The organism is Ramlibacter tataouinensis, from assembly GCF_027941915.1.
GTDB classification, from domain to species: Bacteria; Pseudomonadota; Gammaproteobacteria; order Burkholderiales; family Burkholderiaceae_C; genus Ramlibacter; species Ramlibacter tataouinensis_C.
Genome location: NZ_CP116009.1, coordinates 2,866,973 through 2,891,004, shown reverse-complemented (window position 1 = coordinate 2,891,004; position 24,032 = coordinate 2,866,973). Strand labels below are relative to the sequence as shown.

Annotated in this window: 26 protein-coding genes and 1 tRNA gene; 6 read left to right on the top strand and 21 right to left on the bottom strand. The window is 65.6% G+C overall.

The window, feature by feature from the left end:
• Positions 1-31: 31 nt before the first annotated feature.
• The 5 genes from PE066_RS13775 to PE066_RS13755 form a co-directional block, all read right to left on the bottom strand.
• Entirely contained in the window at positions 32-991 is a 960-nt protein-coding gene (locus PE066_RS13775; protein ID WP_271233102.1) for a tripartite tricarboxylate transporter substrate binding protein, read from the bottom strand.
• 105 nt (positions 992-1,096) lie between these two features.
• Complete coding sequence (gene ribA / locus PE066_RS13770) at positions 1,097-1,717, bottom strand: GTP cyclohydrolase II (RefSeq protein WP_271233101.1); 621 nt, start codon at positions 1,715-1,717, stop codon at positions 1,097-1,099.
• Positions 1,714-2,355 carry a flavin reductase family protein gene (locus PE066_RS13765; protein ID WP_271233100.1) on the bottom strand — a complete coding sequence of 214 codons (642 nt, stop codon included), beginning with the start codon at positions 2,353-2,355 and terminating at the stop codon, positions 1,714-1,716. Before PE066_RS13765 ends, ribA begins: the two co-directional genes overlap by 4 nt.
• A complete protein-coding gene (locus PE066_RS13760) occupies positions 2,355-3,536 on the bottom strand; it encodes a M24 family metallopeptidase (RefSeq protein ID WP_271236578.1) in 1,182 nt (393 codons plus the stop codon). The genes PE066_RS13765 and PE066_RS13760 overlap by 1 nt, the downstream gene beginning before the upstream one ends.
• A gap of 878 nt (positions 3,537-4,414) precedes the next feature.
• The gene (locus PE066_RS13755; protein ID WP_271233099.1) at positions 4,415-4,684 is read right to left on the bottom strand and encodes a helix-turn-helix domain-containing protein; all 270 of its coding nucleotides are present in this window, start codon (positions 4,682-4,684) and stop codon (positions 4,415-4,417) included.
• Between PE066_RS13755 and PE066_RS21380 the strand changes: the two genes are divergently transcribed.
• The 3 genes from PE066_RS21380 to PE066_RS13740 are packed head-to-tail and all read left to right on the top strand — an operon-like array spanning position 4,650 to position 6,977.
• Complete coding sequence (locus PE066_RS21380) at positions 4,650-5,081, top strand: DUF4031 domain-containing protein (RefSeq protein ID WP_336298425.1); 432 nt, start codon at positions 4,650-4,652, stop codon at positions 5,079-5,081. The genes PE066_RS13755 and PE066_RS21380 overlap by 35 nt on opposite strands.
• Positions 5,050-6,306: a nucleoside triphosphate pyrophosphohydrolase family protein gene (locus PE066_RS13745; protein WP_271233098.1), complete on the top strand. Its 1,257-nt coding sequence runs from the start codon at positions 5,050-5,052 to the stop codon at positions 6,304-6,306. The genes PE066_RS21380 and PE066_RS13745 overlap by 32 nt, the downstream gene beginning before the upstream one ends.
• Entirely contained in the window at positions 6,303-6,977 is a 675-nt protein-coding gene (locus PE066_RS13740; protein WP_271233097.1) for a uracil-DNA glycosylase, read from the top strand. The genes PE066_RS13745 and PE066_RS13740 overlap by 4 nt, the downstream gene beginning before the upstream one ends.
• On the opposite strand, the gene PE066_RS13735 is transcribed toward PE066_RS13740, so the two are convergent.
• The 16 genes from PE066_RS13735 to hrcA all read right to left on the bottom strand — a co-directional run bounded on the left by PE066_RS13735 (position 6,974) and on the right by hrcA (position 20,480).
• The gene (locus PE066_RS13735) at positions 6,974-7,768 is read right to left on the bottom strand and encodes a hypothetical protein (RefSeq protein WP_271233096.1); all 795 of its coding nucleotides are present in this window, start codon (positions 7,766-7,768) and stop codon (positions 6,974-6,976) included. The genes PE066_RS13740 and PE066_RS13735 overlap by 4 nt on opposite strands.
• Positions 7,768-8,412: a C1 family peptidase gene (locus tag PE066_RS13730; RefSeq protein WP_271233095.1), complete on the bottom strand. Its 645-nt coding sequence runs from the start codon at positions 8,410-8,412 to the stop codon at positions 7,768-7,770. The genes PE066_RS13735 and PE066_RS13730 overlap by 1 nt, the downstream gene beginning before the upstream one ends.
• A gap of 2 nt (positions 8,413-8,414) precedes the next feature.
• Entirely contained in the window at positions 8,415-9,431 is a 1,017-nt protein-coding gene (locus PE066_RS13725; RefSeq protein ID WP_271233094.1) for an ImmA/IrrE family metallo-endopeptidase, read from the bottom strand.
• 5 nt (positions 9,432-9,436) lie between these two features.
• The gene (locus PE066_RS13720) at positions 9,437-9,790 is read right to left on the bottom strand and encodes a helix-turn-helix domain-containing protein (protein WP_271233093.1); all 354 of its coding nucleotides are present in this window, start codon (positions 9,788-9,790) and stop codon (positions 9,437-9,439) included.
• Positions 9,787-10,065, bottom strand: coding sequence for a hypothetical protein (locus PE066_RS13715; protein ID WP_271233092.1), 279 nt, complete (start codon positions 10,063-10,065; stop codon positions 9,787-9,789). Before PE066_RS13715 ends, PE066_RS13720 begins: the two co-directional genes overlap by 4 nt.
• A 382-nt stretch (positions 10,066-10,447) precedes the next feature.
• Positions 10,448-10,831, bottom strand: coding sequence for a hypothetical protein (locus PE066_RS13710; RefSeq protein WP_271233091.1), 384 nt, complete (start codon positions 10,829-10,831; stop codon positions 10,448-10,450).
• Positions 10,832-11,358: 527 nt separating this feature from the next.
• The gene (locus tag PE066_RS13705; RefSeq protein ID WP_271233090.1) at positions 11,359-12,039 is read right to left on the bottom strand and encodes a hypothetical protein; all 681 of its coding nucleotides are present in this window, start codon (positions 12,037-12,039) and stop codon (positions 11,359-11,361) included.
• A gap of 240 nt (positions 12,040-12,279) precedes the next feature.
• Positions 12,280-13,146, bottom strand: a complete 867-nt coding sequence (locus PE066_RS13700; RefSeq protein WP_271233089.1) for a hypothetical protein — start codon at positions 13,144-13,146, stop codon at positions 12,280-12,282.
• Positions 13,143-14,678 (bottom strand): DEAD/DEAH box helicase, encoded by a 1,536-nt coding sequence (locus PE066_RS13695; protein WP_271233088.1) that lies wholly within the window; start codon positions 14,676-14,678, stop codon positions 13,143-13,145. The genes PE066_RS13700 and PE066_RS13695 overlap by 4 nt, the downstream gene beginning before the upstream one ends.
• The gene (locus PE066_RS13690; RefSeq protein WP_271233087.1) at positions 14,675-15,772 is read right to left on the bottom strand and encodes a ParB N-terminal domain-containing protein; all 1,098 of its coding nucleotides are present in this window, start codon (positions 15,770-15,772) and stop codon (positions 14,675-14,677) included. The genes PE066_RS13695 and PE066_RS13690 overlap by 4 nt, the downstream gene beginning before the upstream one ends.
• Positions 15,773-15,828: 56 nt before the next feature.
• Positions 15,829-16,689 carry a hypothetical protein gene (locus PE066_RS13685; RefSeq protein WP_271233086.1) on the bottom strand — a complete coding sequence of 287 codons (861 nt, stop codon included), beginning with the start codon at positions 16,687-16,689 and terminating at the stop codon, positions 15,829-15,831.
• Positions 16,690-16,691: 2 nt separating this feature from the next.
• Complete coding sequence (locus PE066_RS13680) at positions 16,692-17,120, bottom strand: hypothetical protein (RefSeq protein WP_271233085.1); 429 nt, start codon at positions 17,118-17,120, stop codon at positions 16,692-16,694.
• A 150-nt stretch (positions 17,121-17,270) separates the two neighbouring features.
• The gene (locus PE066_RS13675; protein ID WP_271233084.1) at positions 17,271-18,029 is read right to left on the bottom strand and encodes a hypothetical protein; all 759 of its coding nucleotides are present in this window, start codon (positions 18,027-18,029) and stop codon (positions 17,271-17,273) included.
• A 133-nt stretch (positions 18,030-18,162) separates the two neighbouring features.
• The gene (locus PE066_RS13670) at positions 18,163-19,134 is read right to left on the bottom strand and encodes a tyrosine-type recombinase/integrase (RefSeq protein WP_271233083.1); all 972 of its coding nucleotides are present in this window, start codon (positions 19,132-19,134) and stop codon (positions 18,163-18,165) included.
• A gap of 197 nt (positions 19,135-19,331) precedes the next feature.
• A tRNA-Ile gene (locus tag PE066_RS13665) sits at positions 19,332-19,408 on the bottom strand.
• 55 nt (positions 19,409-19,463) lie between these two features.
• Positions 19,464-20,480 carry a heat-inducible transcriptional repressor HrcA gene (hrcA, locus tag PE066_RS13660; protein ID WP_271236576.1) on the bottom strand — a complete coding sequence of 339 codons (1,017 nt, stop codon included), beginning with the start codon at positions 20,478-20,480 and terminating at the stop codon, positions 19,464-19,466.
• Positions 20,481-20,598: 118 nt separating this feature from the next.
• On the opposite strand from hrcA, the gene PE066_RS13655 reads away from it, so the two are divergent.
• Genes PE066_RS13655 through rapZ form a run of 3 tightly spaced genes read left to right on the top strand, consistent with a single transcriptional unit; the run spans position 20,599 to position 24,022 of the window.
• Positions 20,599-21,495: an NAD kinase gene (locus PE066_RS13655; RefSeq protein ID WP_271233082.1), complete on the top strand. Its 897-nt coding sequence runs from the start codon at positions 20,599-20,601 to the stop codon at positions 21,493-21,495.
• The gene (gene recN / locus PE066_RS13650) at positions 21,492-23,141 is read left to right on the top strand and encodes a DNA repair protein RecN (RefSeq protein WP_271233081.1); all 1,650 of its coding nucleotides are present in this window, start codon (positions 21,492-21,494) and stop codon (positions 23,139-23,141) included. Before PE066_RS13655 ends, recN begins: the two co-directional genes overlap by 4 nt.
• Positions 23,138-24,022 (top strand): RNase adapter RapZ, encoded by an 885-nt coding sequence (gene rapZ / locus PE066_RS13645; RefSeq protein ID WP_271233080.1) that lies wholly within the window; start codon positions 23,138-23,140, stop codon positions 24,020-24,022. The genes recN and rapZ overlap by 4 nt, the downstream gene beginning before the upstream one ends.
• Positions 24,023-24,032: the final 10 nt, after the last annotated feature.

Here is a 24,032-nt window from a genome sequence, read left to right as displayed (position 1 = left end):
CTTGGTTCGTGGTGGTCGCGGACGCGTGCGCCTACTTCTGCGCGCTGCCGAGCGCGCCTTCGCGCTCGAGTTGCTGCGCCCGCTGGAATTCGCGCTCGACGAGCGCCTTGGTGTCCTTTCCGGACATGTCGATGACTTCCATAGACATGCGGTCCATGACGTTCACGAAGGCCGTGTCGGTCAGAGCTTTGCGGAAAGCGGTCTCGAGCTTCTCGCGGATGGGCTCGGGAAGATTGGGCGGCGCGATGATTCCCTGCACCGAGCGCAGGTAGGGAAAGCCCAATTCACGCAGGGTCGGCACTCCGGGTAGGTGCTTGGAACGCTCCGGCGTGTTGACGGCCAGCACACGCACTGCGCCGCTCTGCAGGTGCGGCATCCAGACCGAGGTCTCGATCGAGAAATCCACGTGCTTGCCCAAGAGTGCGTTGATGGAGCCCGCCGATCCGTTCATCGGAATGTGGTCGATCTGTGCGTCGGTGGCCTTCTGCAGGCCGGCGCCGATCAGATGCTGGGTCGTCGCGGCACCTGCGGTCCCGTAGGTGAGCCGGTGCTTCTTGGCGTGCGCGACCAGATCCCGCAGTGTCTTGAACGGGCTGCTGGCCGGCACGGCGACGCCAATTAGGTTGTCACCGTAGTAGCTGATGTAGCTGAAGCCTTGTATGGGGTCGTACGAGAGCTTCTGGCCCGACAGCGCGAAGTTGTACGAGGTGGAGGACAGCGTGCCGATGGTGTATCCGTCGGCCGGCGCGCGCGAGAGCTGCGCCATCCCGATCGTGGTGGACGCACCGGGTGCGTTGATCACGACGATCGGCTGGCCGAGGTGCGCCTCGGCGGCCTTGGCCAGGGCCCGCGCGGTCGTGTCGGTGCTGCCACCCGCCGCCCAAGGCACGATCATCCGGATGGGCTTGTCGGGGTAGTCGGCCTGCGCGGCGCCGCCGGCGGCGGCGAACAGGAGCGCTGAGAGCTGCAGGAGGATGCGTCGGGAAATCATCTTGATCCTTTCGGTTGTTCCGATTATCGGCACGCTGTTCCTGTTTTTGAAATTGTAGTTTCGACCCGGCGGCGTGTCAACGCCGGGCAAGAATTCACGCGAGGCTCAGACGAGGATCAGCTCGTGCTGCAGCTTGTCGCGCTTCGTGCGCAGGTAGCAGGTGTTGTGCTTGTTCACCTTTGCGCTCGACTCGATCCGACGGGTGACCTGCACGCCACGCTCCGAGAGCGCGCGCAGTTTGTCGGGGTTGTTGGTGATCAGCGCCACCGAGCGGATGCCCAGCGCGTTCACGATCGCTGCCGCCGCGCCGTAATCGCGTGCGTCCACGGGAAGCCCGAGGTCTTCATTGGCTTGCACGGTGTCACGGCCACCCTGCTGCAGCGCGTACGCCCGTATCTTGTTTGCCAGGCCGATGCCGCGGCCCTCGTGGCCGCGCATGTAGACGACCACACCACGACCGGTTTCCGCGATGAGCTCCAGCGCCGCCTGCAGTTGCTCGCCGCAATCGCAGCGGCAGGAGCCGAAGACGTCTCCCGTCAGGCATTCGGAATGCACTCGCACGGGCACGTCCTGTCGCCCCTGGACGGTACCTCGCACCATCACCGCGTGCTCGGTGCCCGCGCCATCGACGTACACGTGCATGTCGAAATCGCCGTGCGCCGTGGGCATGCGCGCGCAGGCGCAGTGCGTCACCGCCGCACCGATCGGGGGTGGCATGGTCGTCATCTTGATTCCTCCTCGCGCGCCTTGATCGACTTCTGCGGCGTCTGCGCCACCGACCTCAGCGTCTTCACAGGACCGAGCGTCGCGTACCGGGGGCCCGCGAGCCGGCACACGGGGTTCAGCGCGGCGGAATCGATCTTGCCGTCGGCGATGAACCGGTCCTGCACGTGGAACACCAGCACTTCCCCCACCAGGAACTCCGCGCCGGTGTCGCCGAAGGGGATGGCCTGGTGCAGCCTGCACTCCATCGCGACACGAGGCGACACCAGCCTTGGCACCGAAATGCGCTCCGATGCGGTCCACTCCAGGCCGAGCAGCTCGGCTTCGCTCACCTCGGGCGGGTGCTCCTCCGAGCTCTCGTGCATGGCCGCGAGCAGGGTTTCGTCGACCACGTGAACCACGAACTCGCCGTTCGCAAGGATGTTGTTCGCCGTGTCCTTGCGGTGGCCCGCGCGGCGGCCGACGTTGAAGCCGACCATCGGCGGCTTGGTGGAGACGTAGGTGAAGGTGCTGAACGGCGCGAGGTTCAGCACGCCTTCGGGCGATCGCGAGGTGACCCAGGCGATCGGGCGCGGAACGACGACGCCGGTCAGCAGCTTGTAGGCTTGCAGCGGCTCGAGGTCGGCGCCGAGGATCCGCATCAGCGCCGCATCAGGTCGCGAGGCAGCGTCATGAACGACTCCACCCCCGTCTGCGTGACGGTCACCATGTCCTCGACCTGGAAGCCGCCGAAGCCGATCTCGTAGTACGGCGTCTCGATGCACATCACCATGCCGGCCTGCAGCACGTCGGTGCTGTTCTCGGTCAGGGCCGGCACCTCGTAGCCGTCGAGCCCGATGCCGTGCCCGACGTGGTTGCGGCGGTAGTGCGGCAAGCCCGACTTGCGCACCGCCTCCATCACCTCCTTGAACAGCGTGCTGGCGGGCAGGCCGGGGCGGATGATCTCGTAGGCGCGCTCGATGCCGGCCTGCACGGCGCGATGGCACTGCACGGCACGCGCGCTCGGTTCGCCGAACACTGCGATGCGCGCGATGTCCGCGCGGTAGTGCCGGTAGCGGCCGCCCACGTCGAAGCGGATGGTGTCGCCCTTCTTCAGCTTGCGGTGGGGCGACGGGTCGACGTTCGGCAGCGCCCCCCGCTCGCCGAAGCCGATGCAGCCCAGCACGGGAAACGCGCCGTCGGCCACGGTGCGGCCGTGGAAGCGCCGAGCCAGGTCGACCTCGCTCTCGCCTTCTTGCAGCCCCTCCAGGGCGGCCAGGATGGAGCGCTCAGCGATGCGTCCGGATTCGCGCAGCCGCGCGATTTCTTCCGGCGTCTTGATGGCGCGAAACTTCTTGGCGATCGCGTCGGAGCGGACCAGCTCCACTTCCGGCGTCAGTTCGCGCACTCGCTCCAGCACTCCCGCGGCCAGACCGTCCACTTCGATGCCCACACGCGCGCCCTTCAGGCCCGCCTGCTTCAACGCCTGCGCCAGCGCTTCGGCCGGCCCTTCGTGCTGCGGGGCCTTCAGCAGTTCACGCAGGCGGGCGGACTCGGGGCCCTCGGCCGCGCCGAAGTCCTCGTAGGCGAAGAAGCCGTAGCGGTGGACATCGGAAACGCAGAGCTCCTGCTCCGACACGTGGTCCACCAGGCCGGTGCCGGTAACGACGAAGGAGCCGCCGTCAGGCTTGCGAGGCTGGAACGCATACGCCTGCGGCCCGCGCCGGATCCACTGTGGCATGGCCCAGTATCCCGACAGCCACGTAACGGATTCGGCCGTCGTCCCGAGGAAACCATCGAGCTTGTGCTCGACCAAGACTTGTTCGAAAAGCGCGCGATTCATCAGCACAGTACGGCTCCGATTATCCGTTCCGATTATCGGGACGGCGTTCCTGAATTCGAGCTGATTCTAGGACCGGCTTTTTGCGCGCGTCAACAGGGGTTGCATCAAGATCTTCGCTTGTGAGATCCAGCAGCAAGAAGGAGACGCCATGACTTATCGAGTTTCGCGGTCCGCGTTGAGCGTGCGCGTTGAAATCCAACACGCCACTGCGCGCGTCTCGTTGAGCGGAGTACCGTCCCGGTTGAGCTGACGCAAAGCAGGCTCCTTTCCATCCAAGCGGCGAGCCCTCCGGCAACGTCTTTCGACGTGGCCGGAGGCGTCCCTGAGATCGCGCAAGAATGAATGCTCTCGGCCTTAAGACAGCCCGCGGAGCGATACGGCAGTTAAAGCGCGCCGCTTTGTGCAAAGCACCCTGACGTTCACGGTGGCGCGGCCCACTTGCTTACGGGTCGACCGAGCCACCGGGAGGTCACCGCGCGCGTACGGCTATCCCGAAGTTTGGGGAGATGCTTTCAGTCGGCGTGACCGTTCGAGCTCAGACCCCGAAAGCTGCCACTCAGCCCAACCTCTTTCACATGCATGTGAATGCGCCAAGTGTGCTCCGGACCAAGAAGTGGCTTCTGCAGTGCTCAACTGCCCTCCATCGACAGCGGACGTCGACCGACGGACTCGCAATCCGGCTGTCAGTTTGGCGGACTTAGTCTCCGCCACAACCCGCAGTTAGAGCGCGGAAGCGAGCTCTTTGGCCGCAGATCCGCCCGCCTATCCGCCGGCGGCACCGAGCGTACCGGTAGCCTGGCAGCGCCAAAGATTGGGCGGAGGGAACTCGCGCTTGCCACTATCACGGCTTCTAGCTCCGACATTGAGCCTGACGCGTTCTAAGGCGCACTGGGCTCATGGTCGACGTTCACTTCCTCAAAGGCGTCCAGAAGCGCAGTGACAGCCTGGCGCTGAGCGGGTGTAACGACTACCCGCTCGAGTCGCTTGCACAAAGCCCGCAGCTCCGACCCAGAATCCTTAGGCACGCTCAAGAATGTGCACAGTTTTTGCACATTTTTGGCGGTCGAGAAGACGAACTCACCGCGCTCAATCTTGGATATCTGAGAGTAATGGATGGCCAGCATTTCGGCCAGCTCCTCCAGCGTCATCCCGAGCCGCTCGCGCCCCTCCCGCAGCTGGCGCCCGAGCTCCCTAGGAGGCAGCTTGAGTCCTTCGCGTGTTCGCGTTACCATGTGCATATTATCTGCACATTTTCACATGGCCATACTCGTTGACCAAGCGCTCATTCGCCACCGCGGTAAGCTGTGGTGCCACATGGTTGCGGAGTCTGTGGAGGAGCTTCACCACTTCGCTGGAAGGCTTGGTCTGAAGCGTGAATGGTTTCAGCACCGGACGCTCTACCCGCACTACGACCTCACAGCGTCCGTGCGGCGGAAGGCGCTCGCGTTGGGGGCTGTCGAATCTGACAAACGCCGGGTGGTAGAGTGCTCGAAGCGCCTCAGGCAGCAGCTAAATGAAGCTGCGCGGGCGGGCGCGGCGACATAGAGGGGAGGCGGGGATGGAGGGTGCAGCGCACGAGAAGCAAACCCTGCGCGAGTACGCGGACCAAGCGCGCAAGACGGATCGTTTCCAGGGCCGCCCGCCTCATGAACACTACGAGAAACTCTCGTTCGGCTTCTTCGGCGAAATGGGCGGCTTGCTCGCCGCTCTGAAGAAGCTGCAGCGCGATGCTGTCGTACTCACGACGAAGCAGGCCGCCTCCGAAGAACTTGGCGACGCGCTCTGGTACCTCGTGAGCGCCGCACGTGTGGGTGGTGTTGAGCCGACGTTGCTTGGCACCCACGCCTACGACTTTCTTCGTGCGCGGTTCCAGGAAGCAGCGCACAAGCGCAGCACGGAGACCACGTGGCACGAGTTGGATAGCTTGTGTGGCCTGCACCACCGCAGCTTGGAACGGCAGCGGGAGGCACTCCTGCGGGAGGCTGCAGCCCTTAGTGGTGAGCTGATGCGCATAGACTTCGAGCGTCTGAGTGCAATGGATGCCGGTGACCGCGGCACACTTTTCGGGAAAGTCACGGCGCACTTGGCCATTCTAAGCGCCAGTTTCGGCCTCACGCTGTCTGAAGTCGCGAAGTCAAACCTGGATAAAACGTTCGACCGTTGGCCTGACGGTGTTCCGACTTACGAGATGCCTTCGCATGGTGGGGAGGCGTTTGAGCAGTTTCCTCCAGAGCTGCATGTGACGTTCATCGAGCGGAAGGTGAGCGGCCGCCGCGTCGTTGTGCAGCAGATTCACGGTCTCAACATCGGCGATCCGCTGACGGACAACAGCCACCGGCCCGACGGGTACCGCTTCCACGACGTGTTCCACCTCGCCTATGCGGTGCATCTCGGGTGGTCACCAGTGATACGGGCACTGCTGAAGCTCAAGCGAAAGAGCGACAAGCGGCTTGACGAGAACGAGGATGGCGCTCGGGCGATCATCATCGAAGAAGGCATTGCCACCTGGATCTTCAACAACGCTCCGCACGATCTCTACAGAAACACGGAACTCGGCCGGGTGGACTATGGCTTGCTGCGTCAGGTGCGTAGCATGGTCCAAGGGTTCGAAATCAAGGATCTCCCCTTATGGCAGTGGGAGCGCGCGATTCTGAACGGGTTTGAGGTGTTCCGACAACTCTACGACAAGCGCGGAGGCGTTGTCATTGCGAATCTCAAGGACCACACGATGACGTACGAGCCACTTTCCCCAAGCGAGGCAACAGCATGAATGCAGCAACGTTCGTTCGGGAGCTTGGCTCCCTGACGATGCCCAGCGTTTTCAACCCTTATCACGACACATGCCTCGTCTACGACCGAAGCGATGCCCCGGCGGTCAGGCGCAAAAATCTGCGTTCGATCCTGTCAGCGGCGCTCGCGCTGGAGGTGGACACGATCTGGATGGGCCGCGATCTCGGCTATCGCGGCGGCCGGCGTACCGGCTTGGCGCTGACCGATGAAAGACACCTCAGTGCGATGCCTCGCGCCTACCCTGGCGCGGTGGTTCAGCGATCCACTCACGGTCCCGAAGTGACGGAGCGCACCGCAGCGGAGATCTGGGCCGTTCTCATGCAACTGGATCGCCCCCCTCTCCTATGGAACGTGTTCCCGTTCCACCCACACGAAGAACAAGACCCCTTCACCAACCGCAAGTTCACGAGGGCCGAACTGGACCAGGTCGACCAGCTCAACGCAGCGCTAATCGATTGGCTGGGCGTTTGCCACATCGTCGCCATAGGTCAGGACGCGGCCGGCTACGCCAAGAAGTTCGGGGTGAAGGTCTCTTGCGTGCGCCACCCCAGCTACGGTGGGATTGCCGACTTCCGACGCGGCATCTCTGAGCTGTACGGAATCCCTATCACCAGCCCCGCTTCCAGCGCAGCGCAGCGCGCGCTGTTCTAGGCAGGGAAGGTTTCCAGCACGCACTGTAAGCCCCGCTGATTTCCCCACGCCTTGATGTCGAGCACGGCATGCGTGGACACGCACGTGAGCGTACCGACAGCGTGTTTGGATTCTTTGGCGACGAAGTTCAGGAGTTGAGAAAGGCCCACAAGGTTTCCTAGCGCTCGTTCGCAGTAGTAGTGAGACCGGTACACCGCGGTCAGGTCAACGTTTGAGCCCGACTTCTTGAAGCTCAGGTGGCTCAGACAAGGCATGTTCGAGACCATTGCGCCGTCGCGCGCGACGTTGTACAGCGGCAGCTCGCAAAACGGCTCGCTGCCTTCATCCAAGTCCTCTGCGGGTTCGTACACTCCCATCTCATACACGGCTTGGTACGGCTTGCCAGTCGTCGCCGCTCGCTCGAGCTTGGTCACAATCTGATCGAGAGGGTTCACGGTCTTTTGTTCGCGACCTTTGCGCTGCATCATCCGCTGCGCGTACGTCCCCCACGTGCCTTTAGCCTTGCCCTTGTCGAGCGCGTCCAGCAACTCCTTGTACACGCCTGGTCGACCGTAGCGGCGATAAAGCGCCTGAGGGAAGATTGTCGCAGCGACGGTCTTAACGCTGACGTCGGCATGTGTGCGAACGGCGGAATCAACGCTATCAAGGACAGTCCGGTCCTCGTCGGTAATGAGTGTTGGAGACTCCATCTCCAAGACGATGTTGCGCAGCTGGGGACCTTGCTTGTGTAGCAGCCTGATAGCCGCAACCCAGGTGGGAACGATGCGCTGCTCGGAGATGAGATGGGCCATCACTGCACCTCGAAGTACGCAATGCCGTGCTTAAGCAGGTAGGCACGAGGCAGCCAAGCCATTCCCTGCTTGCCCCAATTCGGACCCCAGGAATTCCGCACAAGAACGTGCGGTTCTTTGCTGATCTTGTGCGTCCCGTAGCCAGCAGCGACAACCGCGTGGCTACCGCTCGTGGGCACTAAAGTCGAGTCCGCCACGATGTCGGACTTCGGATCCAGGAAGGTGTCGGTGACGTGCACCAAGACGCCAACTGGCTTGCCATCTTTGATGCGGTCAGTTACGGCGTCAAGGTCCATCCAGGCAGCCGAGGAATTTGCAGTGTAGACCGAGCCTGACCCAAGGATCGGAAGTGCAGGAGGCATTTCCACCGGCTCTTGGGGCTGGTATGGGCACGCCACTTCGATTGGTTGGCCATCGTTCGCGAGTGCATCTACGCCAGAACCTAAGGAGAGCCCCTCGGCGTCAGGAACCCAAGTGGGCATTCGTCGCGCTGCCGCGCGATACAGGTACTCGGCGCTGAGGTGCTCGGTTAATCCCTTTGCAAACTGGTGTAGCTCGGAGAATGCAATGGCCATGCACGTGGGCCGGGTTCCCTGATTTCGCAGTGGCAGCAGTCCTGCCGTGAGATCCACGATTGCTGTCACCGTCATTCCCTCGCCTCCGAGATCTGCATTTCTTTGCTGCCGTCCGACAAGCCTTTCTCGATGCGTTCCGGGCCTGTTGTAAGACTGAGTTCCCAGATCGTGGGCGTAGCCGGATTCCAGGGTTGCTTCTGCGCGAGCTTCAGGGGAGCGCTTCGCCTTTCAGCAGCGACGGCGAACTCCACTTGATAGTTGATGCGCGCCGGCGCGCCAACTACGATGTCCAGCGGGCTGTCAGGCTTGGGTGGCAAGCGCGCCGGGACGGGCTTGAGTGCGTACTCCTGACCCGACTCGCCCACCAGCGACCATGTGAAGCCCGCGGAGATGCGGCTTGGCAAATCAAGGAAGACTGCATCGCCTGGCCGTGGCTCAATCCACGATCCAGCGTCGGCTTCCGTCAAAAGCCACACGTCGCGTCCGGGCTGCGGTTGGAAGTCAGGCGGGGCAATCCGCCTCTTGACCGCAGCCGGCTGGATCTTGGCGAGCGCACGTGCCTGGTCGGGGGACAGATGCTTGCTGCGCAAGAGGGACCAGATGGTGGCCTCATAGCTCAGACCGAGGCGCAGCGAGAGCTGATAGAGCACGGCCGGTTCATTCAGGGTCCTGCCCCATCCGCGTCGGTTGACGACGCTCGCAAGCAGCCAGCCGGGAGTAAGGAGTGCATAGGCGAATTCTTCAGCCTCTTGCTCCTGGCGCGAGCCCCCGTCGCCGTAGTCGACCCTCTCGTCTGCCGTCGTCGAATGATTGAGAAAGTAGTGCCCCAGTTCGTGGGCGCAAGTCATGTGAATTAAACCGGCCGGCCGCTCGGAGTTCAGGATGATGCCGGCGCGCTCTTCTCGCAAGAACGCGCCCAGCAAGGACTGCAGCGGCTGAAGCATCACGAAGACGCCCGCCTTTTCGGCGAGTTCGATCGGATCGACCCTTGTTCGTCCTGTCTCCTCGATAAACTGCTTAACTTGATAGTCGTTCAGAACTCGCGCCGCGAGCTTGCGAACAGCCATAACGGTGGAGCGCGGCAGCATGGCAGTCAGCGCTTCTTCGAAGACTTAGGGGATGCGCGCAGGAAGTCGGCGAAACGGGCGACTTGGCGCAGATCCTGTTCAGACAGACCCTTGAGCCGGCGCGCGACGAAATCCAATTGCTCGCGCACGAAGTCCGCTGATTCACCTTCGAGGAAGTACGTAACCGACTTGCCGTAAATGCGTGACAACGCGTCAAGTTCCAGGGCCTTGACCTCCCGGCTACCGTTCTCGAGATTGGTGATGGCAGGCCTGGACAAGTTCAGGGCCCTGGCGACTTGATCTTGAGATAGTCCGAGGTACTCGCGTGCCTCGCGCAGACGGCGCGCAATCTCCTCCCGACGATCGGGTTCGCCGCTCATGACAGCGCCTCGGCGTACCGCACGACACTGGCAGTCAGTTCGTTGACGAACTGCTCCTTGCTGTCGTAGCCACCGCGTCTGATGACTTTTGCAGCCTCGATGTCAATGTTCAGAAGATCCTCGATGGGGATCAAAGCGTCGACAGCCGACAGCGAATCGATCTCGTCTATCAGGTCCTCCACCGTGCCTGTAGTTTCGATCTGAATAGCACGCTCGTCCCAGAACTGCTCGAGCAACTCGCTGATCCTGCGTCGGGTGGCGACAGTCACGTCCATGGCAGTCCTCGCGGCTTGAAATGCTGGTATGAAAATCGTACACTGTATAAACGATCAGTGCAAGTCCGACCGCGGGTGCGGCTAGGGTACTGTTGAGCTCTGCCTGTCGCAAGCTGGCAGATCTAACAGGGATGGGGCTTCCCAAGCACTTCGCCGGTTCCGCTTTGGTTCCACTGCGCATGTCCGCCCTGCTCGCACGTACGCAAGGGCGCCTGCCGCTGTGTGAACACGGTCAGCAACCACCGTGGCTGTGATGGGTTAGGAGGGACGCCTGCAGGACCTGAAACGTTGCAGGTCCTTTTCGAGCGTTACAGGTGCGTGCGCATTTCGAAGCGCTTGGCGGAGCCTGTGTCCGCCAAACTCGTAGCTGGTGCGTCGCTAATTAGTGCAGGACCGCGAGTGTCGCACCGCCTGTCATGCATTCGACATCTTCTCGATACAGCGCGTCTCCAAGAGCGTTCGGCGACGCGAACGTCATGCCTTCCGTCCCTCGCACTCCGTAAACCAATGCCGTTGGCTGCAGCAGCTTTCTGAGTTCCGTTCGCAAGTTGATCTCACCAGACCATGCGCGCAAAGGCTGTTCATTGCAATGGAACCGATCTTGAACGTCGAAGAAAAGATACTCGGCACATAGCACGCCGCCAGGTGGTGCAAAGGTGTAAAACGCGAGCCCAAAACCTCGGTCGATCAGCTCCTCGTCTGCGACCCAAACCCTCCGATCCGCCCAACGCGGGATCGTCCCGCAGTCGAAGAAGGGCGTACCCACAGGATCAGTATTGAACGCTACTGGCACAAGGGGCCGCCGCACAGGTCCGGGCACAGGTGCATGCATTGGGACGCCGGCCTGCGGCAGCGCGAGGTCAGGTGCTGTTTTGGTGCTCCCCAAGTGAATGCAGCGGGACTGCATATGATCTAGGAAAGTACTTGTCGCCTTGCGCCCTTGAACCGCGGCAGCAGCACGCCCTGGTGCACACCGTCTCCAAGCCGCCTTGACTCGGCCCTCCCAGTCCCCTGGCGAGTAAAAGTCTGCGCACTCAGTACCGACTAGCAGCCACTTGGGCCCGTCAGGACAGACATGACGGGCTGCGCAAAACGAGAGCATGTTCGAGTACGTGCCCCGGTGCGCGTTGAACACGGCTCTTTCGCAAAGGTCGAGGACGAACTCGCGCAGCAGCCAAAACTCCTCTTCCGCACTGCAGCCGAGGGGCAGCCAGGCGGCTGCCGCATGAGTGCTTGCGCAGGCTCGTTTGAACCAGCGGCTCATCCGCCGAGAGTGTTCTTCGAGTTGCATGATTACTTGGCCTCCTCTGACGCGGTCGGCTCTGAACTCGCCGCTGGTGTGCGTCCAAGGACGCGCTCCCAGATGGCTTCAAGTTCATCGAGGCCCTTTGTCGCAGGCTGCATCCCGGCCGATTCGTCCGGTTTGCCGGGAACTCCCTCCAGAATGTTGAACGCTTGTCGCTCCAGGCCCACGAGTGTCTTGAGCGAATCGGCAAGCATCTTGAGGATCGCGGCCCGGGACGTCATCGTCCTCTCCTTGTCTGCCGTACTGCGCCGGGATCCTGGAGAAATGCCACCTTGTGAACGGCTGAGGCGCCAGTCCACCGTGGCGACTTCCAAGTCTTCCAGAAGCGCGGTTGCCATCTTGCGAGCCCGCTGGATCGATTTTCGGTGGGCGGTAATCACGTCTGCCTGGACTTCGGCAGTTGCCTCCACGATCTCTTTTTCGAGGTCGGCGGAGCCGTTCAGGCTCGTGTTCAGGTTGGCCGCGTTCAGCTTGGCCTCGCGCGCCTTGTGAACCACTCTGGAAAGGTCGCGCATCCATTTCCGCTCATCAGCAACTTGCTTGATGCGTGTGCTGCTGATCCCGAATTCGCGCGAGAGCGAGCGAAAGGAACGTCCCGTTCGATACGCGAGTTCCAGCGCAGACCAATCCACATTTTTCCTCTTCATGACCATGTTCTCTGCCTTCAAGAAAGGTTTTGGTGTCGTAATCTCTTCTGGGATCGTTCTTGGTGGACGGACCTCGCCTTATCCTGGAGGTCCTTCACGCATCGCCCTCGGAGCCACGCGACCCGTCAGCCTTCTCGGCGCTCCCGGTGCTGACTTCGCCGCCGGGTTCCCCTGCCTCCGCGCCTTCCCACAGTGGGGGTATCGTGCCGCTGGCCCCTGTCGTTAAGAAGTTCCGACGAGCCAGTGCATCCGGCCGCGGCTCTACCCGGAGTCGCGGCGCAGGAGCTTCCGCACCTGCGTTAGCTTTTTGCAGACAGCGAACAGCCCAAGCTGGCGATGATCGTCGTTGGCGTCATTGCCCACCACGTCGCTCATGCAATAGGGCAGGCCCGTCGCTTTCGCTGCCCGCTCGCCGGCTTGCGACTTGTCGTTGTCCGCGTAGATGTAGGCCTTGCCCTTGACCATCCCGGCGACGTACTCCAGATTGCGGTCGCTGAAGGTCACCAGCACGCTCGTCTTCAAGCCCATGCTGCGGTGCGCGGCATGGGCCGACAAGCCGGTGGCGTAGCCTTCCACGAGGCATGTCTCGTCCCCAGCCTGGCCGAGCCGCAGCACGGCGCCCTTGGCCTTCATGCCAGCCAGCATTCGCTTTTCGTAGCGACCCTCAGACTCCAGCCAGCGAATCAGCTGTGCGCCCTGGACCGCGTCGGTCAGGAAGTCCCGCATCGGCACGAGCAATGCGCCGTCGGAGGTGATGAGGCCCTGCGCGTCGGCCAACCCCTTCATCACCAAGTAGTTGTGCGTGCCCGGGCGGCTCGCCGCGATCAGGGCCGCCGCTCGGGCTGCTGCATCCTGCTGCGTGCGCTCGCGTTCTGCCGCGAGCTCGCGCTGCCGGGCGACGCAAGCCTGCCGCTCGGCGGCCGTCCACGGCGCGGCGCCGGGCCGGTCGTACCAGTGCGCCACCGCATCACCGTCCCAGGCGAATGCGAACCCACGCTCGCCATCCCAGAACCAGGCGCCGTTCTTACGCCGCGGATTGCGCTCGGTCGGGCAGCGCTGGATCCGGTCACACGGGTACACGGCCTCGAGTAGGAGACCATGGCTGCGCGCGAACTCGACAAAGCTCATGCGCGCCTCCGCTTCAAATGCCGCAGGTTGAGCGAGGTGATCCGATTGCGCACATGGTCGGTGACGGCCACGCTGGCACTGGAGTCGAACGACCAGTCCTTTGGCGGCTCGGACCCGGTGATCTGCCGATACAAGTGCCAGGCGCGCCCCCGCTGCTTGTCGGGGCTGCTATGGGTGCACGCGTAGCTGCAAAGTTGCGCCCACAGGTGCTCTTGGTCGTCGGCGAGCTTCTTGCCGGCGACGATGACTTCCTGCATCTCGCCGGGCAATGCGCAGATCCGCGTGAGCGGCTGGCGCTCGAAGCCACAGGCCATGCAGCGCTTCGAGAACGGGACGTAGCCGCACGCCGGGCAGGGTTTCGGCTCATAGTTCGACTGGTCACGACGTACCGCCTTGTCCAGGTCCTCGCCCGCGTCGAGCGCCGACAGGCCATTGAAGTAGATTTCGGTGAAGTCGTCGAGGAAGCGGACGATGTTGCCGCTGTGATCCAGCAGCAGGCAGTCGATCTTGCCGGTGGCCGGCGACGCGCGCAGCCCCCTGCCCCACATCTGGATCGCGCTGGACAAGCTTTTGCGCAAGGGCCGGCAGTCCACCACGCAGCCCACGTCAGGCACGTCGAACCCCTTCGCGAGTGCTTCCACGCTGATCAGCACCCGCAGTTGCGCGTCAGGCTTTCGGTATTCACGCAGCAGCACTTCGCGCTCGGCGGAACTCGTATTGGCCGTGAAGGCCGCAGCCATGATGCCGGCGTCGACGAATTGACGGCACAGCTCAAGGCAGTGGGCGATATTGGCGCCAAAGACGATGGTCTTGCGCTGCTGCGCATGCTTGGCCCACTCCGAAACGACGTCGCCGACGATGGCCAGGCCCCGCTCGGCCGCGGCTGTGTCGGTCCACTCGCCGCCTGCCGTGGCGGCGCCGTCCATGTTGATCCTGGTACAGGACAACACGCGCATCGGTACGAGCACGCCGGACTGAGTCAGCTCGTGCATCGTCGTAGCGTTCACCAGGTTCGTGAACAGCTTGCCCAGCCCGGGCGAGAAAGGCGTCGCACTCAACCCGATGCAGACTGCCTCGGTGCGCTGGATGTGTTCGACCCAGACCCGCAGCTTTGTGTGCGCCTCGTCGATGATGATGACGTCCGCCGCCGGCCAATAGTCCCGTTTGGCCAAGGTCTGGGCGCTGGCGATCTGGAGCGGCAGGGAGGTGTCGCGTCGCCAGTGGTTGGCCTGCACGATGCCGTGCGCGGCAAGGCCGTAGCGGTCCGCCGTCTGGCTGGTCTGGTTGATCAGGGTCGTGCGGTCGCAAACGAAAACCGCGCGCTTGCCCTTGAGCATGGCCTCGTGCGCGAGGCGCAGGCCCAAATACGTCTTGCCCGCGCCGGTGGGCGCCATCAGCAGCTGGTTCTTGTGACCCGTTCGCGCGCCCTGCCGCAGCGCCTCGTGGGCAGTGACCTGGAAGGGCCGCGGCGGCGGGAACGACGCGGCCGTGCAGGTCGCGTCGTCGAACAGTCGCGCGCTGGACCAGCTCATGCCGCCTGGTCCTGGCGAAAGTCGGCGGCCAGCTTGGCCTCAAGCATGCCATTCTCGCCCAGCAGCTTCGCGACTTCGCCCTCGAGGGCATCGATGCGCAACTCCCGCTGCTTGAGCTTGTTGCGCAGCATCTTGACCTCGCTGATCAGCTTTGCCTTTTCGGCCAGCAGGTCGTCCGTGCGCGCTTGCAGGACGTTGTTCATGACCCGCAGGTCCGCCACCAGCGTCGATGCCGCGACCAGCTTGTCGTCCGCCTGCAAGAGCATGGTGAGGTCCACCACCTTGGCGCGCACGGCCTGGAGTTCGGCTGCGATTTCGGCTTCGTCAGCCTCGACGCCGCCCGGATGCGGCTCACTCCCGTCACCCTCCACAGCGTCACCGGACATGGCGCACTCGGCCAACGGCTTGGACGACATGTCGTCGATGGGCGGCCGGGCGTCACCTTGCGCACCGCTGGTGTCAACGGACTCGGGGGCGGGCTCGGTCGAAGCGGGTTCGGCAGCCCCCGGCTCACATGCGTCAGGCCGGGGCTCCGCCGGCGCGGCCAGCCTCTTGCCGATGCGGCTGGTGTCCTGCTGGTAGGTCTTGCCGCCGCGCTCGACGGTGCGGATGGCCGAGCCATCTGTCATCGAAGGACAGATCGCCTTGCGCCGGTCGCTCACGAAGTTGTGGGAGACGCCGCAGATCTCGGCGATCTTGCGGTCGCTCCACTGCACCCATTCCGCGTCGCGCAGCATGGTCTCCACCACCTTGCGCTTGTCCTCGTTGGAGCGGCGCAGGCCATGGGCGGCGTTGGCACCCAGCGAGAAGAGGATCGCCTCGCGCAGCGCTCCCTCGCGCACGTCCACCTCGATGACTTCACGCTGGGCCGTCAGGTGCGCCTGGAGGCGATGGAAGCCATCGGCCAACCAGTACTCGGCACCGTCGTGGAAGACCACGACCGGCGGGAACTTGACGCCCGCCCGGATCCGCTCGGCGTAATCTGCGACGACTGCCTTCGCGACTTCAGCGCGCGCCTGGGTGCCGCCGTCGATGCGGATCACGCCGATGTTCAGCTTCTTGATGCTGGTGGAAGTGTTTTCGTTCGAGTCCATGGTGGTTGCAGGGGGAGGGCCAGCGCTGGCCGGCGTTGTGGCCGTCGAAGTCGGCCTCAGGGCGGGCCGAGATCGAACGGGCCGAGGCCGCCGTCGTCCAGGTCCGGGACGAGCATGTTCAAGTCCCAGTCGCGCTCCGCGTAAGCGCGCACGAGCGCCGGATGGGCGTACGGCGCCTTCCCTCCCAGCGCATGGATGCGCGTCAAGAGCTCGCAGCTGTGGGCCACGAGGTCGTCGTTTTCCGCTTTCAGAACACCGTTGCCTGCACGCTCTTGGCACAGTTGGGCGACCGCCGCCGCGAGCATGGCGTTCGCGCGAGGGCCCTCGTTGACGCCGGCGCCGGCAATGCCCAATGCCTGCAGCTGGAGGCTCGCGTCCCGCAGGAGCGACTCAAAGTCAGCTGCTTCCGACTCGCGGCCCTGCGAGGCCGGTGTGATCGGCGGTGCGCCCGCGGTGTTGGCGTGGGAGGCGCCGTCGATGCGCGCCTGCAGCTGGCGACGTTGGACGCGCAACTGCTCTACGGCATCGACCACGGCCTCCACGACGGCGCGCAGCTCGTTGACGCCGGCTTCGCGCACCGCATCAGGTCCGCGCTCGCCGGCCAGCGCGAGCGCGGGCTCACGCTGGCCATTGAGCCCGATGTCGTCCTTCAGCTTCTGGCATTCCTCGTCAGGCACGGCCGGGAAGGTCGCCGACGGGGGGTGTTGGGTCAGCTTCATGCCCCCTTTCTTGGCGGACGGCGCCGGCGTGTGCAGCACGCTCGCTTCCAGCACGAGCTTGCGGCAGTTCATCAGCGCGAAGGTCCTCGGCTGAGGATCGGACCGCCAGCGCTGCTCCGCCTTCAGGAAATCGCGCGCGAGCTGGGCCACATCGGGCCCGGCGCGGACCACGGAATACCTTTCTTCGGAGGTGCTCATGACTAGCCCACCTCGCGCACTTGCGGCCCGACCGCCGCCTGGTCATCGAGTTCGGTGTCGCTGTCCGCCACCGGGTGCGACGTGACGGCGATGCAGTGGGCCGGCGCGCCGCGCTGGCCGCGCTGCTGTTCGGCCTGGCGCACAACCTGCGCCTGCCCGCAAGTCTGGGCGTCAGCCGAGAGGTAAGCGTCGAAGCTGTTCTGGTCGCCCGGCTTGCCGGCGGCGGCCTGGGCCGCAGCCAGCACGAAGATGTCGCAGTTGCCCGCGTGGACGTAGTCGCTGCCGCGCAGCTTGAGCAGCGCGCCGGCCTCGACCATTTTGGCGCGGTGCTTGCGCTTGTACCAGTTCCACGACTCCTTGGAGGGGAAAACGTGCGGGCGCGACTGCCAGTACGTCTCCGCCCGCACGAGGTCGAAAATCGAGAGTTCCATTGCGTCCTTCTGCGTCAGTACAGGCCTGGCGGGGGCCCGTTGCTGGCTCTGCGTGAGCCAGTGCGCGGGGGATGGTGCCGAAACTTCTCGAATGCGTTTTTTGCCCAAATCTGGATTTGGGCAAAAGACAATCGTCTGCTCTTGGAGTAGTTATCCCGCGTCCGTGACCGAGGGCATGGGCAGCCTCCTGCGGGTTTCCTTCATGTAGGCCTGCAGGAAGCGCTGCAAGGCGTGCAGCTCGTAGCCGCCCTCCTGGAGCGCCTCCTGGTAGATGTCGTAGCAGGTGGACTTGCCGATGCCCAACTTCTCGCCGACGATCCCATAGAGGTCCGTGATGGGCTGGTGAGGGTCCTGATAGAGCTCGTCCGCCAGCGACAAGGACACCGCCCGGCGCAACGCGGCATGTCTGGCCAGCGTCTCGCGTGAGCGCTTGGTGAGCGGCTCGCGCCCGACGGCCTCGTCGTAGCCGAAGAGCGCCACGCGCTCATGGAACTTGACGAACGCAGCCAGCAGCCACGCCGGCACCTCGATGTCGAAGCTGTGGCAGTGGCGGCCGGCCCGCATCACCAGCGCCCCGCCAGTACGCTCGATGGCCTCGCGGTTGAGGTTCAGTTCGGCGGTGGCGATCACGCGCAGGACGTGCGGATCGCCACGCAGGGCGCGATCGACGAAGCCGGCGTCGAACGCGCCGTTCCACTCGTCGGCCGCGGGCTGGTAGGCGGGCCCCGGCAAGAGCCCCTCAAAGACCACCTTCTTCTGGCCGTCGCGGCCCAGCCCCAAGTACGTGACGCGCTGGGTGCGCCTGATCACGGCCAGCTGCTCGGGCGTCGGGTTGAACTGGATCTTGACCTGCTGCCACTCCGGCTTCGCGCTGCTGGACTTGGCTTTTTTGGCGGGGGCTCTGGACATGGCGCCTCGTTCGTCAAAATGGCTGAGACACCCACTCTAGAAGCCGGTTCTAGACACGGTCAAGGGTCCCACGCAGGTCGTCAACGAGGTCGTCAACGGCCGCCCCTTTCGCTCTGAAAGCATGCTTTCACGGTCACGAGTCAGGCGTCGCGGCCGGCAGGTCGCCCCAGACCCGTTCGATCAGCTCAGCCTTGTGCCCAGTGGTCAAGTGGCTGTAGCGCTTGGTCATCTGCAGCTGCCGGTGCCCCAGCACGTCCGCGATTTCCAGCAGCGTGGCGCCGTGCTGCGCGAGCGTGGAGGCACAGCTGTGGCGCAGGTCGTGGAAGCGGAAATTGCGGATGCGCGCAGCCGCCAGCGCGCGCCTCCAGTGGTCCTTGAAATCGAAGGCGATGCCCGGCACTCGGGTGGACCCGAAGATCAGCGCGGCGTCGCCGCCGCGGTGCTGGCGCAGCAGCGCCAGCACCGGGGCGACCAGCGGCAGCACGCGCGGGTCGCCATTCTTGCTGCGGCCGCAGTAAGCCTGCTGGCGCTCGAAGTCGATGTTGTCCCAGCGCAGGCTGGTCAGGTCGCTCTTGCGCGCGCCGGTGGTCAGCGCCATCAGCACGATCAGGTACAGCTTGTCCCAACCCGAGGCCTGGCAGGCCTTGAGCAGCCGCTCGCGCTCGTCGTCCGAAAGGAACCGCACGCGCTCGTTGTTCTCCGCCTGGCGCTCGATGGTGCGGCACGGGTGCACGTAGTGCTTGGGGGCAATGCGCTTTTTGATGGCCCAGGTCAGGACGGCCGCCAACGCGGCGGCGTAGCGGTTGAGGGTGGCCGGCGCCACCGGCTTGGGCCGCGCCTTGAAAATGGGCTTGTGGTCGGCGTCGCGGCCGGCGAAGTAGCGGCTGTTGTACTGCGACAACCCCTGCAGGGCGACGTGGATGTGGTCGTCGCTGAGGTCCTGCAGCGCGAGGTGACCCACACGCGCTTTCCACCAGCTCAGGCGGTGGCCACGCGTGGTGTCGCGGCCGCTGTAGTGGGTCATGTACAGCTCGATCAGCTCGCCCGTGGGCAAGCTGCCGGCGCGCAGCGGCAACGGGCACAAGGCCGAGACCGGCGGGCTCATCTGCACGCGAACGGGCGCGCTTGCGCCAGCGCCCCCGTGGGGCGCTGCGGTTCCGGCTTGCGCCGTGCCGCCAGACACGACGCCGCCACCGGCGGACTGAGGAAAATGGACCATCGAGGTGCTCCTGGTGCGTTGAACACCGCCGTCACCGGCGGACTGCACACGGAGCCCCGTCAGGCCTGTGCTGACGCGAGGCTTGGTAGGGCGTGCTGGACTTGAACCAGCGACCAAGGGATTATGAGTCCCCTGCTCTGACCAACTGAGCTAACGCCCCGACCGTGGGCGGATTGTAGGGAGCCGCGGCTGCGGTAGCAGCGCGGTGGCGGGCCTCAGCCGCGCTCGCTGCCCTTGTTGTGGCTCAGCGCGTTGCTGACCAGCCGGGCCGTGATGTCGACGATCTGGATCATGCGGTCGTAGGGCATGCGGGTCGGGCCGATCACGCCCAGGGTGCCGACCACCTGGCCGTCCACTTCGTACGGGGCGCTGACGACCGACAGCTCCTCGATCGGCACCATCTGGCTTTCGCCGCCGATGTAGATGCGCACGCCCTCGGCCTGGCTGGAGATGTCGAGCAGCCGCATGAGCTGGGTCTTCTGCTCGAACAGCTCGAACGCCTTGCGCAGGTGCGACATGTCGCTGGAGAAGTCCGAGACCTCCAGCAGGTTGCGCTCGCCGGAGATCACGACCTCGTCCGCCTGGGCGAAGGCCTCGGAGCTGGCGTCGACCGCCGTCTGCATCAGCTGGACGATCTCGCCGCGCAGCCGCTCCACCTCGGTCTTCAGGCGCTCGCGCACCTGCTCGATCCCCAGGCCGGCGTAGTGGGTGTTGAGGAAGTTGGCCGCCTCCACCAGTTGCTGCTGGGTGTAGTCGGTGTCGGTGAAGACGACCCGGTTCTGCACGTCGCCGTCGGGCGAGACGATGATGACCAGGTAGCGGCGCTCGGACAGGCGCAGGAACTCGATGTGGCGGAACACCGAGCCGCGCCGCGGCGCCACCACCACGCCGACGAAGTGCGACAGGTTGGACAGCAGCTGGGCGGCGTTGGCGATCACGCGCTGCGGCTGGTCGGCCGGCAGGCTGGGCGCGGAGAACTGCTCGCGCTGCACCGTCATCATGGTGTCCACGAACAGGCGGTAGCCGCGGGCGGTGGGCACCCGGCCGGCGGAGGTGTGCGGGCTGGCGATCAGGCCCAGCTGCTCCAGGTCGGACATCACGTTGCGGATGGTCGCGGGCGACAGCTCCAGCCCGGAGGCACGCGAGAGGGTGCGCGAGCCCACCGGCTGCCCCTCGGCGATGTAGCGCTCGACCAGCGCTTTCAGCAACAACTTGGCACGGTCATCGAGCATGTTCAACAGGCCTCTCGGCCATTCTAAGGATTCCCGGCCTCCGGTCGCCCGCGCGCCCGGCTGGATCGACGAGAGCCGGCCCTTTCGCGGGCCGCCGCGGGTGGTTTAATCTGAGCCGATGAAGCCCCTGTTCCAGCGCGTCGCCCTGATCGGCAAGTACCACGCCGCCGCTGGCGGGGCCGCGGCCGCCGGGAACCGGGCCGCGCTGGAGGACATCGCCCACTACCTGTCGGACGAGGGCTGCGACGTGGCCCTCGAGCACGACACCGCCACCACGTGCGGAATCGTGGGCTATCCGATGCTGGACGTGGCGGCCATCGGCGACCGGTGCGACCTGGGCCTGGTGGTCGGAGGCGACGGCACGATGCTGGGCATCGGCCGGCAACTGGCCCGCCACGGCGTGCCGCTGATCGGCATCAACCAGGGGCGGCTGGGGTTCATCACCGACATCCGGCTGGACAGCTACCGCGAGGTGCTGGGCCCGATGCTGCGCGGCGAGTTCGAGGAAGACCGGCGCAGCCTGATGCTGGCCCAGGTGATGCGCGACGGCCATTGCGTGTTCAAGGCCCAGGCCATGAACGACGTGGTGGTCAACCGCGGCGCCACCTCCGGCATGGTGGAACTGCGCATCGAAGTCGACGGCCACTTCGTGGCCAGCCAGCGGGCCGACGGCCTGATCGTGGCCACGCCCACGGGCTCGACGGCGTATGCCCTGTCGGCCGGCGGGCCGATGCTGCACCCCGGCAACCCGGCCTTCGCGCTGGTGCCGATCGCCCCGCACACGCTGTCCAACCGCCCGATCGTCATCCCCGATTCGGTGGAAATCGCCATCGAGCTGGTCGCCGGTCGCGATGCCAGCGCCAATTTCGACATGCAGTCGCTGGCCTCGCTGCTGCACGGCGACCGCATCCTGGTCAAGCGCTCCCAGCACCAGGTGCGCTTCCTGCACCCGCGCGGCTGGAGCTACTACGACACGCTGCGCCAGAAGCTGCACTGGAACGAGGGCGGATCATGAGCCTGCGGCGTATCGCACTGCGCGATTTCGTGATCGTGCGCGAACTGGACCTGGAGCTGGGCGCCGGCTTCACCGTGCTGACCGGCGAGACCGGCGCGGGCAAGTCCATCCTGGTCGATGCGCTGCAGCTGGCGCTGGGCGCGCGCGCCGACGCCGGCGTGGTGCGCGAGGGCGCGGCCCGCGCCGACATCAGCGCCGAGTTCGACCTTGCCCCCGGCCTGCAGGCCTGGCTGGAGGAAGCCGGCTTCGACGCCGGCGACAGCCTGCTGCTGCGCCGCACCGTCGACAGCCAGGGCAAGAGCCGCGGCTGGATCAACGGCGGCCCCGCCACCGCCACCCAGTTGCGCCAGGCCGGCGAGCTGCTGGTGGACATCCATGGCCAGCACGCCTGGCAAAGCCTGACGCGGGCCGACGCCGTGCGCGCGCTGCTCGACGCCTATGCCGGCGCATCCGACGCCGCCGTGCAGCAGGCCTGGCAGCAATGGCGCGCCGCGCAGAAGGCGCTGGCCCAGGCGCGCGAGGCGCAGGACACGCTCCAGCGCGAACGCGAGCGCCTGGCCTGGCAGATCGGCGAAGTCGACAAGCTGGCGCCGGCGGCCGACGAGTGGGACGAGCTGAATGCCGACCATACGCGCCTGTCGCACGCCCAGGCGCTGCTGGATGCCGCCGACGCCGCGGTGCAGGCGCTGGAGGGCGATGAAGTCGGCGCCACCAGCCGGCTCTCCCAGGCGCTGGCGCTGCTGCAGGCGCAGCAGCACCTGGAGCCGCAATTCGAGGCGCTGGCCGAAGTGCTGGCCTCGGCGCTGGCGCAGGCGCAGGATGCCGCGCATTCGTTGCACGCCTGGCTGCGCCGCACCGACCTGGATCCGCAGCGCCTGGCCCAGCTGGACGAGCGCATGGCGCTGTGGCTGTCGCTGGCGCGCCGCTACAAGCGCGGCCCGGCGGAACTGCCGGCCTTGCTGGCCGGCTGGAAGGCCGACCTGAAGAAGCTCGACCAGGCAGCGGATCTCGCCGCCCTGGAAGCGGCCGAGCAGGACGGCGCGCGCGCCTACAAGGCTGCGGCCACGGCCCTGTCGAAGGCGCGGGCCAAGGCGGCGCCCCGGCTGGCGCAGGCCATCACCCAGGCCATGCAGGGGCTGGGCATGCAGGGCGGCCGCTTCGAGGTGGCCCTGGAACCGCTGGCGCAACCGGCGGCCTTCGGGCTGGACGACGTCGCCTTCCTCGTCGCCGGGCACCCCGGCGCCACGCCGCGACCGGTGGGCAAGGTCGCTTCCGGCGGCGAACTCTCGCGCATCGCGCTGGCCATTGCCGTCACCACCAGCCGGCTGGGAACGGCCGGCACGCTGATCTTCGACGAGGTCGATGCGGGCGTGGGCGGTGCGGTGGCCGAGACGGTCGGGCGGCTGATGAAGCAGCTGGGCCGCGACCGGCAGGTGCTGGCGGTCACCCACCTGCCGCAGGTGGCCGCCTGCGCCGACCACCACCTGGTCGTGTCCAAGCGCAGCGACCGCGCCGGCACCACCAGCGAAGTCGCCGCGGTGAACGGCGAGCAGCGGGTGGCGGAAGTGGCCCGCATGCTGGGCGGCGAGCGGCTCTCGGGCACCACGCTGGCGCACGCCAAGGAAATGCTGGGCAGCGCGCCATGAGCCTGGAACTGGTCCTCATCACCGGCATGTCCGGCTCGGGCAAGACGGTGGCGCTGCGCGCGCTGGAAGACGCCGGCTACTACTGCGTGGACAACCTGCCGCCCGAGCTGCTGCAGTCCTTCGTCGCGCTGGAGCAGGCCAAGAAGGACCAGCAGCGCGTGGCCATCGCCATCGACGTGCGCAGCGCCACCTCGCTGCCGCTGGTGCCGCAGCAGTTGCTGGAGCTGCGCGCCGGCGGCGTGAACATCCGCTCGCTGTTCCTGGACTCGACCACCGACACGCTGGTGCGCCGCTTCTCCGAGACCCGGCGCCGCCACCCCCTGTCGAGCCAGGTCGCCGCCGAGCCGGACGACCCGCTGGTGCGCCAGCGCGCGCTGGTCGATGCCATCGAGCTGGAACGGGAGCTGCTGGCCGACCTGCGCGAGCAGTCGCACGTCATCGACAGCAGCACCATCCGGCCGGCCCACCTGCAGGCCCAGGTCAAGGCGCTGCTGGCGGCGCCGCCCAGCCAGCTGACGCTGGTGTTCCAGTCGTTCGCCTTCAAGCGCGGCATCCCGGTCGACGCCGACTACGTGTTCGACGTGCGCATGCTGCCCAACCCGCACTACGAGCCGGGGCTGCGCGACCTCACCGGGCTGGACGAGCCGGTCGAGGACTTCCTGCAGCAGCAGCCGGATGTCGAGCGCATGCGCGCCTGCATCGAAGGCTTCCTGCGCCAGTGGCTGGAGCCGCTGGCGCAGGACCACCGCAGCTACGTCACGGTGGCCATCGGCTGCACCGGCGGGCAGCACCGCTCGGTCTACCTGGTCGAGCGGCTGGCGGCGGCCTTCGGCGAAGACTGGATCACGCTCAAGCGGCACCGCGAGCTAGAGCGGGCCTGAGGCCAGCCCG

What these genes read in the sequence shown, in the direction of transcription:
- PE066_RS13755 (WP_271233099.1), bottom strand. Translation starts at nt 4,684, where the DNA reads ATGACGCTGGAGGAGCTGGCCGAAATGCTGGCCATCCATTACTCTCAG.
- PE066_RS13775 (WP_271233102.1), bottom strand. Translation starts at nt 991, where the DNA reads ATGATTTCCCGACGCATCCTCCTGCAGCTCTCAGCGCTCCTGTTCGCC.
- PE066_RS13760 (WP_271236578.1), bottom strand. Translation starts at nt 3,536, where the DNA reads ATGAATCGCGCGCTTTTCGAACAAGTCTTGGTCGAGCACAAGCTCGAT.
- PE066_RS13715 (WP_271233092.1), bottom strand. Translation starts at nt 10,065, where the DNA reads ATGGACGTGACTGTCGCCACCCGACGCAGGATCAGCGAGTTGCTCGAG.
- PE066_RS13765 (WP_271233100.1), bottom strand. Translation starts at nt 2,355, where the DNA reads ATGCGGATCCTCGGCGCCGACCTCGAGCCGCTGCAAGCCTACAAGCTG.
- PE066_RS13690 (WP_271233087.1), bottom strand. Translation starts at nt 15,772, where the DNA reads ATGGACTCGAACGAAAACACTTCCACCAGCATCAAGAAGCTGAACATC.
- PE066_RS13695 (WP_271233088.1), bottom strand. Translation starts at nt 14,678, where the DNA reads ATGAGCTGGTCCAGCGCGCGACTGTTCGACGACGCGACCTGCACGGCC.
- ribA (WP_271233101.1), bottom strand. Translation starts at nt 1,717, where the DNA reads ATGACGACCATGCCACCCCCGATCGGTGCGGCGGTGACGCACTGCGCC.
- PE066_RS13700 (WP_271233089.1), bottom strand. Translation starts at nt 13,146, where the DNA reads ATGAGCTTTGTCGAGTTCGCGCGCAGCCATGGTCTCCTACTCGAGGCC.
- PE066_RS13670 (WP_271233083.1), bottom strand. Translation starts at nt 19,134, where the DNA reads ATGAGCCCGCCGGTCTCGGCCTTGTGCCCGTTGCCGCTGCGCGCCGGC.
- rapZ (WP_271233080.1), top strand. Translation starts at nt 23,138, where the DNA reads ATGAGCCTGGAACTGGTCCTCATCACCGGCATGTCCGGCTCGGGCAAG.
- PE066_RS13685 (WP_271233086.1), bottom strand. Translation starts at nt 16,689, where the DNA reads ATGAGCACCTCCGAAGAAAGGTATTCCGTGGTCCGCGCCGGGCCCGAT.
- PE066_RS13735 (WP_271233096.1), bottom strand. Translation starts at nt 7,768, where the DNA reads ATGGCCCATCTCATCTCCGAGCAGCGCATCGTTCCCACCTGGGTTGCG.
- recN (WP_271233081.1), top strand. Translation starts at nt 21,492, where the DNA reads ATGAGCCTGCGGCGTATCGCACTGCGCGATTTCGTGATCGTGCGCGAA.
- PE066_RS13680 (WP_271233085.1), bottom strand. Translation starts at nt 17,120, where the DNA reads ATGGAACTCTCGATTTTCGACCTCGTGCGGGCGGAGACGTACTGGCAG.
- PE066_RS13655 (WP_271233082.1), top strand. Translation starts at nt 20,599, where the DNA reads ATGAAGCCCCTGTTCCAGCGCGTCGCCCTGATCGGCAAGTACCACGCC.
- PE066_RS21380 (WP_336298425.1), top strand. Translation starts at nt 4,650, where the DNA reads ATGGCCAGCATTTCGGCCAGCTCCTCCAGCGTCATCCCGAGCCGCTCG.
- PE066_RS13745 (WP_271233098.1), top strand. Translation starts at nt 5,050, where the DNA reads ATGAAGCTGCGCGGGCGGGCGCGGCGACATAGAGGGGAGGCGGGGATG.
- PE066_RS13725 (WP_271233094.1), bottom strand. Translation starts at nt 9,431, where the DNA reads ATGCTGCCGCGCTCCACCGTTATGGCTGTTCGCAAGCTCGCGGCGCGA.
- PE066_RS13675 (WP_271233084.1), bottom strand. Translation starts at nt 18,029, where the DNA reads ATGTCCAGAGCCCCCGCCAAAAAAGCCAAGTCCAGCAGCGCGAAGCCG.
- PE066_RS13720 (WP_271233093.1), bottom strand. Translation starts at nt 9,790, where the DNA reads ATGAGCGGCGAACCCGATCGTCGGGAGGAGATTGCGCGCCGTCTGCGC.
- PE066_RS13740 (WP_271233097.1), top strand. Translation starts at nt 6,303, where the DNA reads ATGAATGCAGCAACGTTCGTTCGGGAGCTTGGCTCCCTGACGATGCCC.
- hrcA (WP_271236576.1), bottom strand. Translation starts at nt 20,480, where the DNA reads ATGCTCGATGACCGTGCCAAGTTGTTGCTGAAAGCGCTGGTCGAGCGC.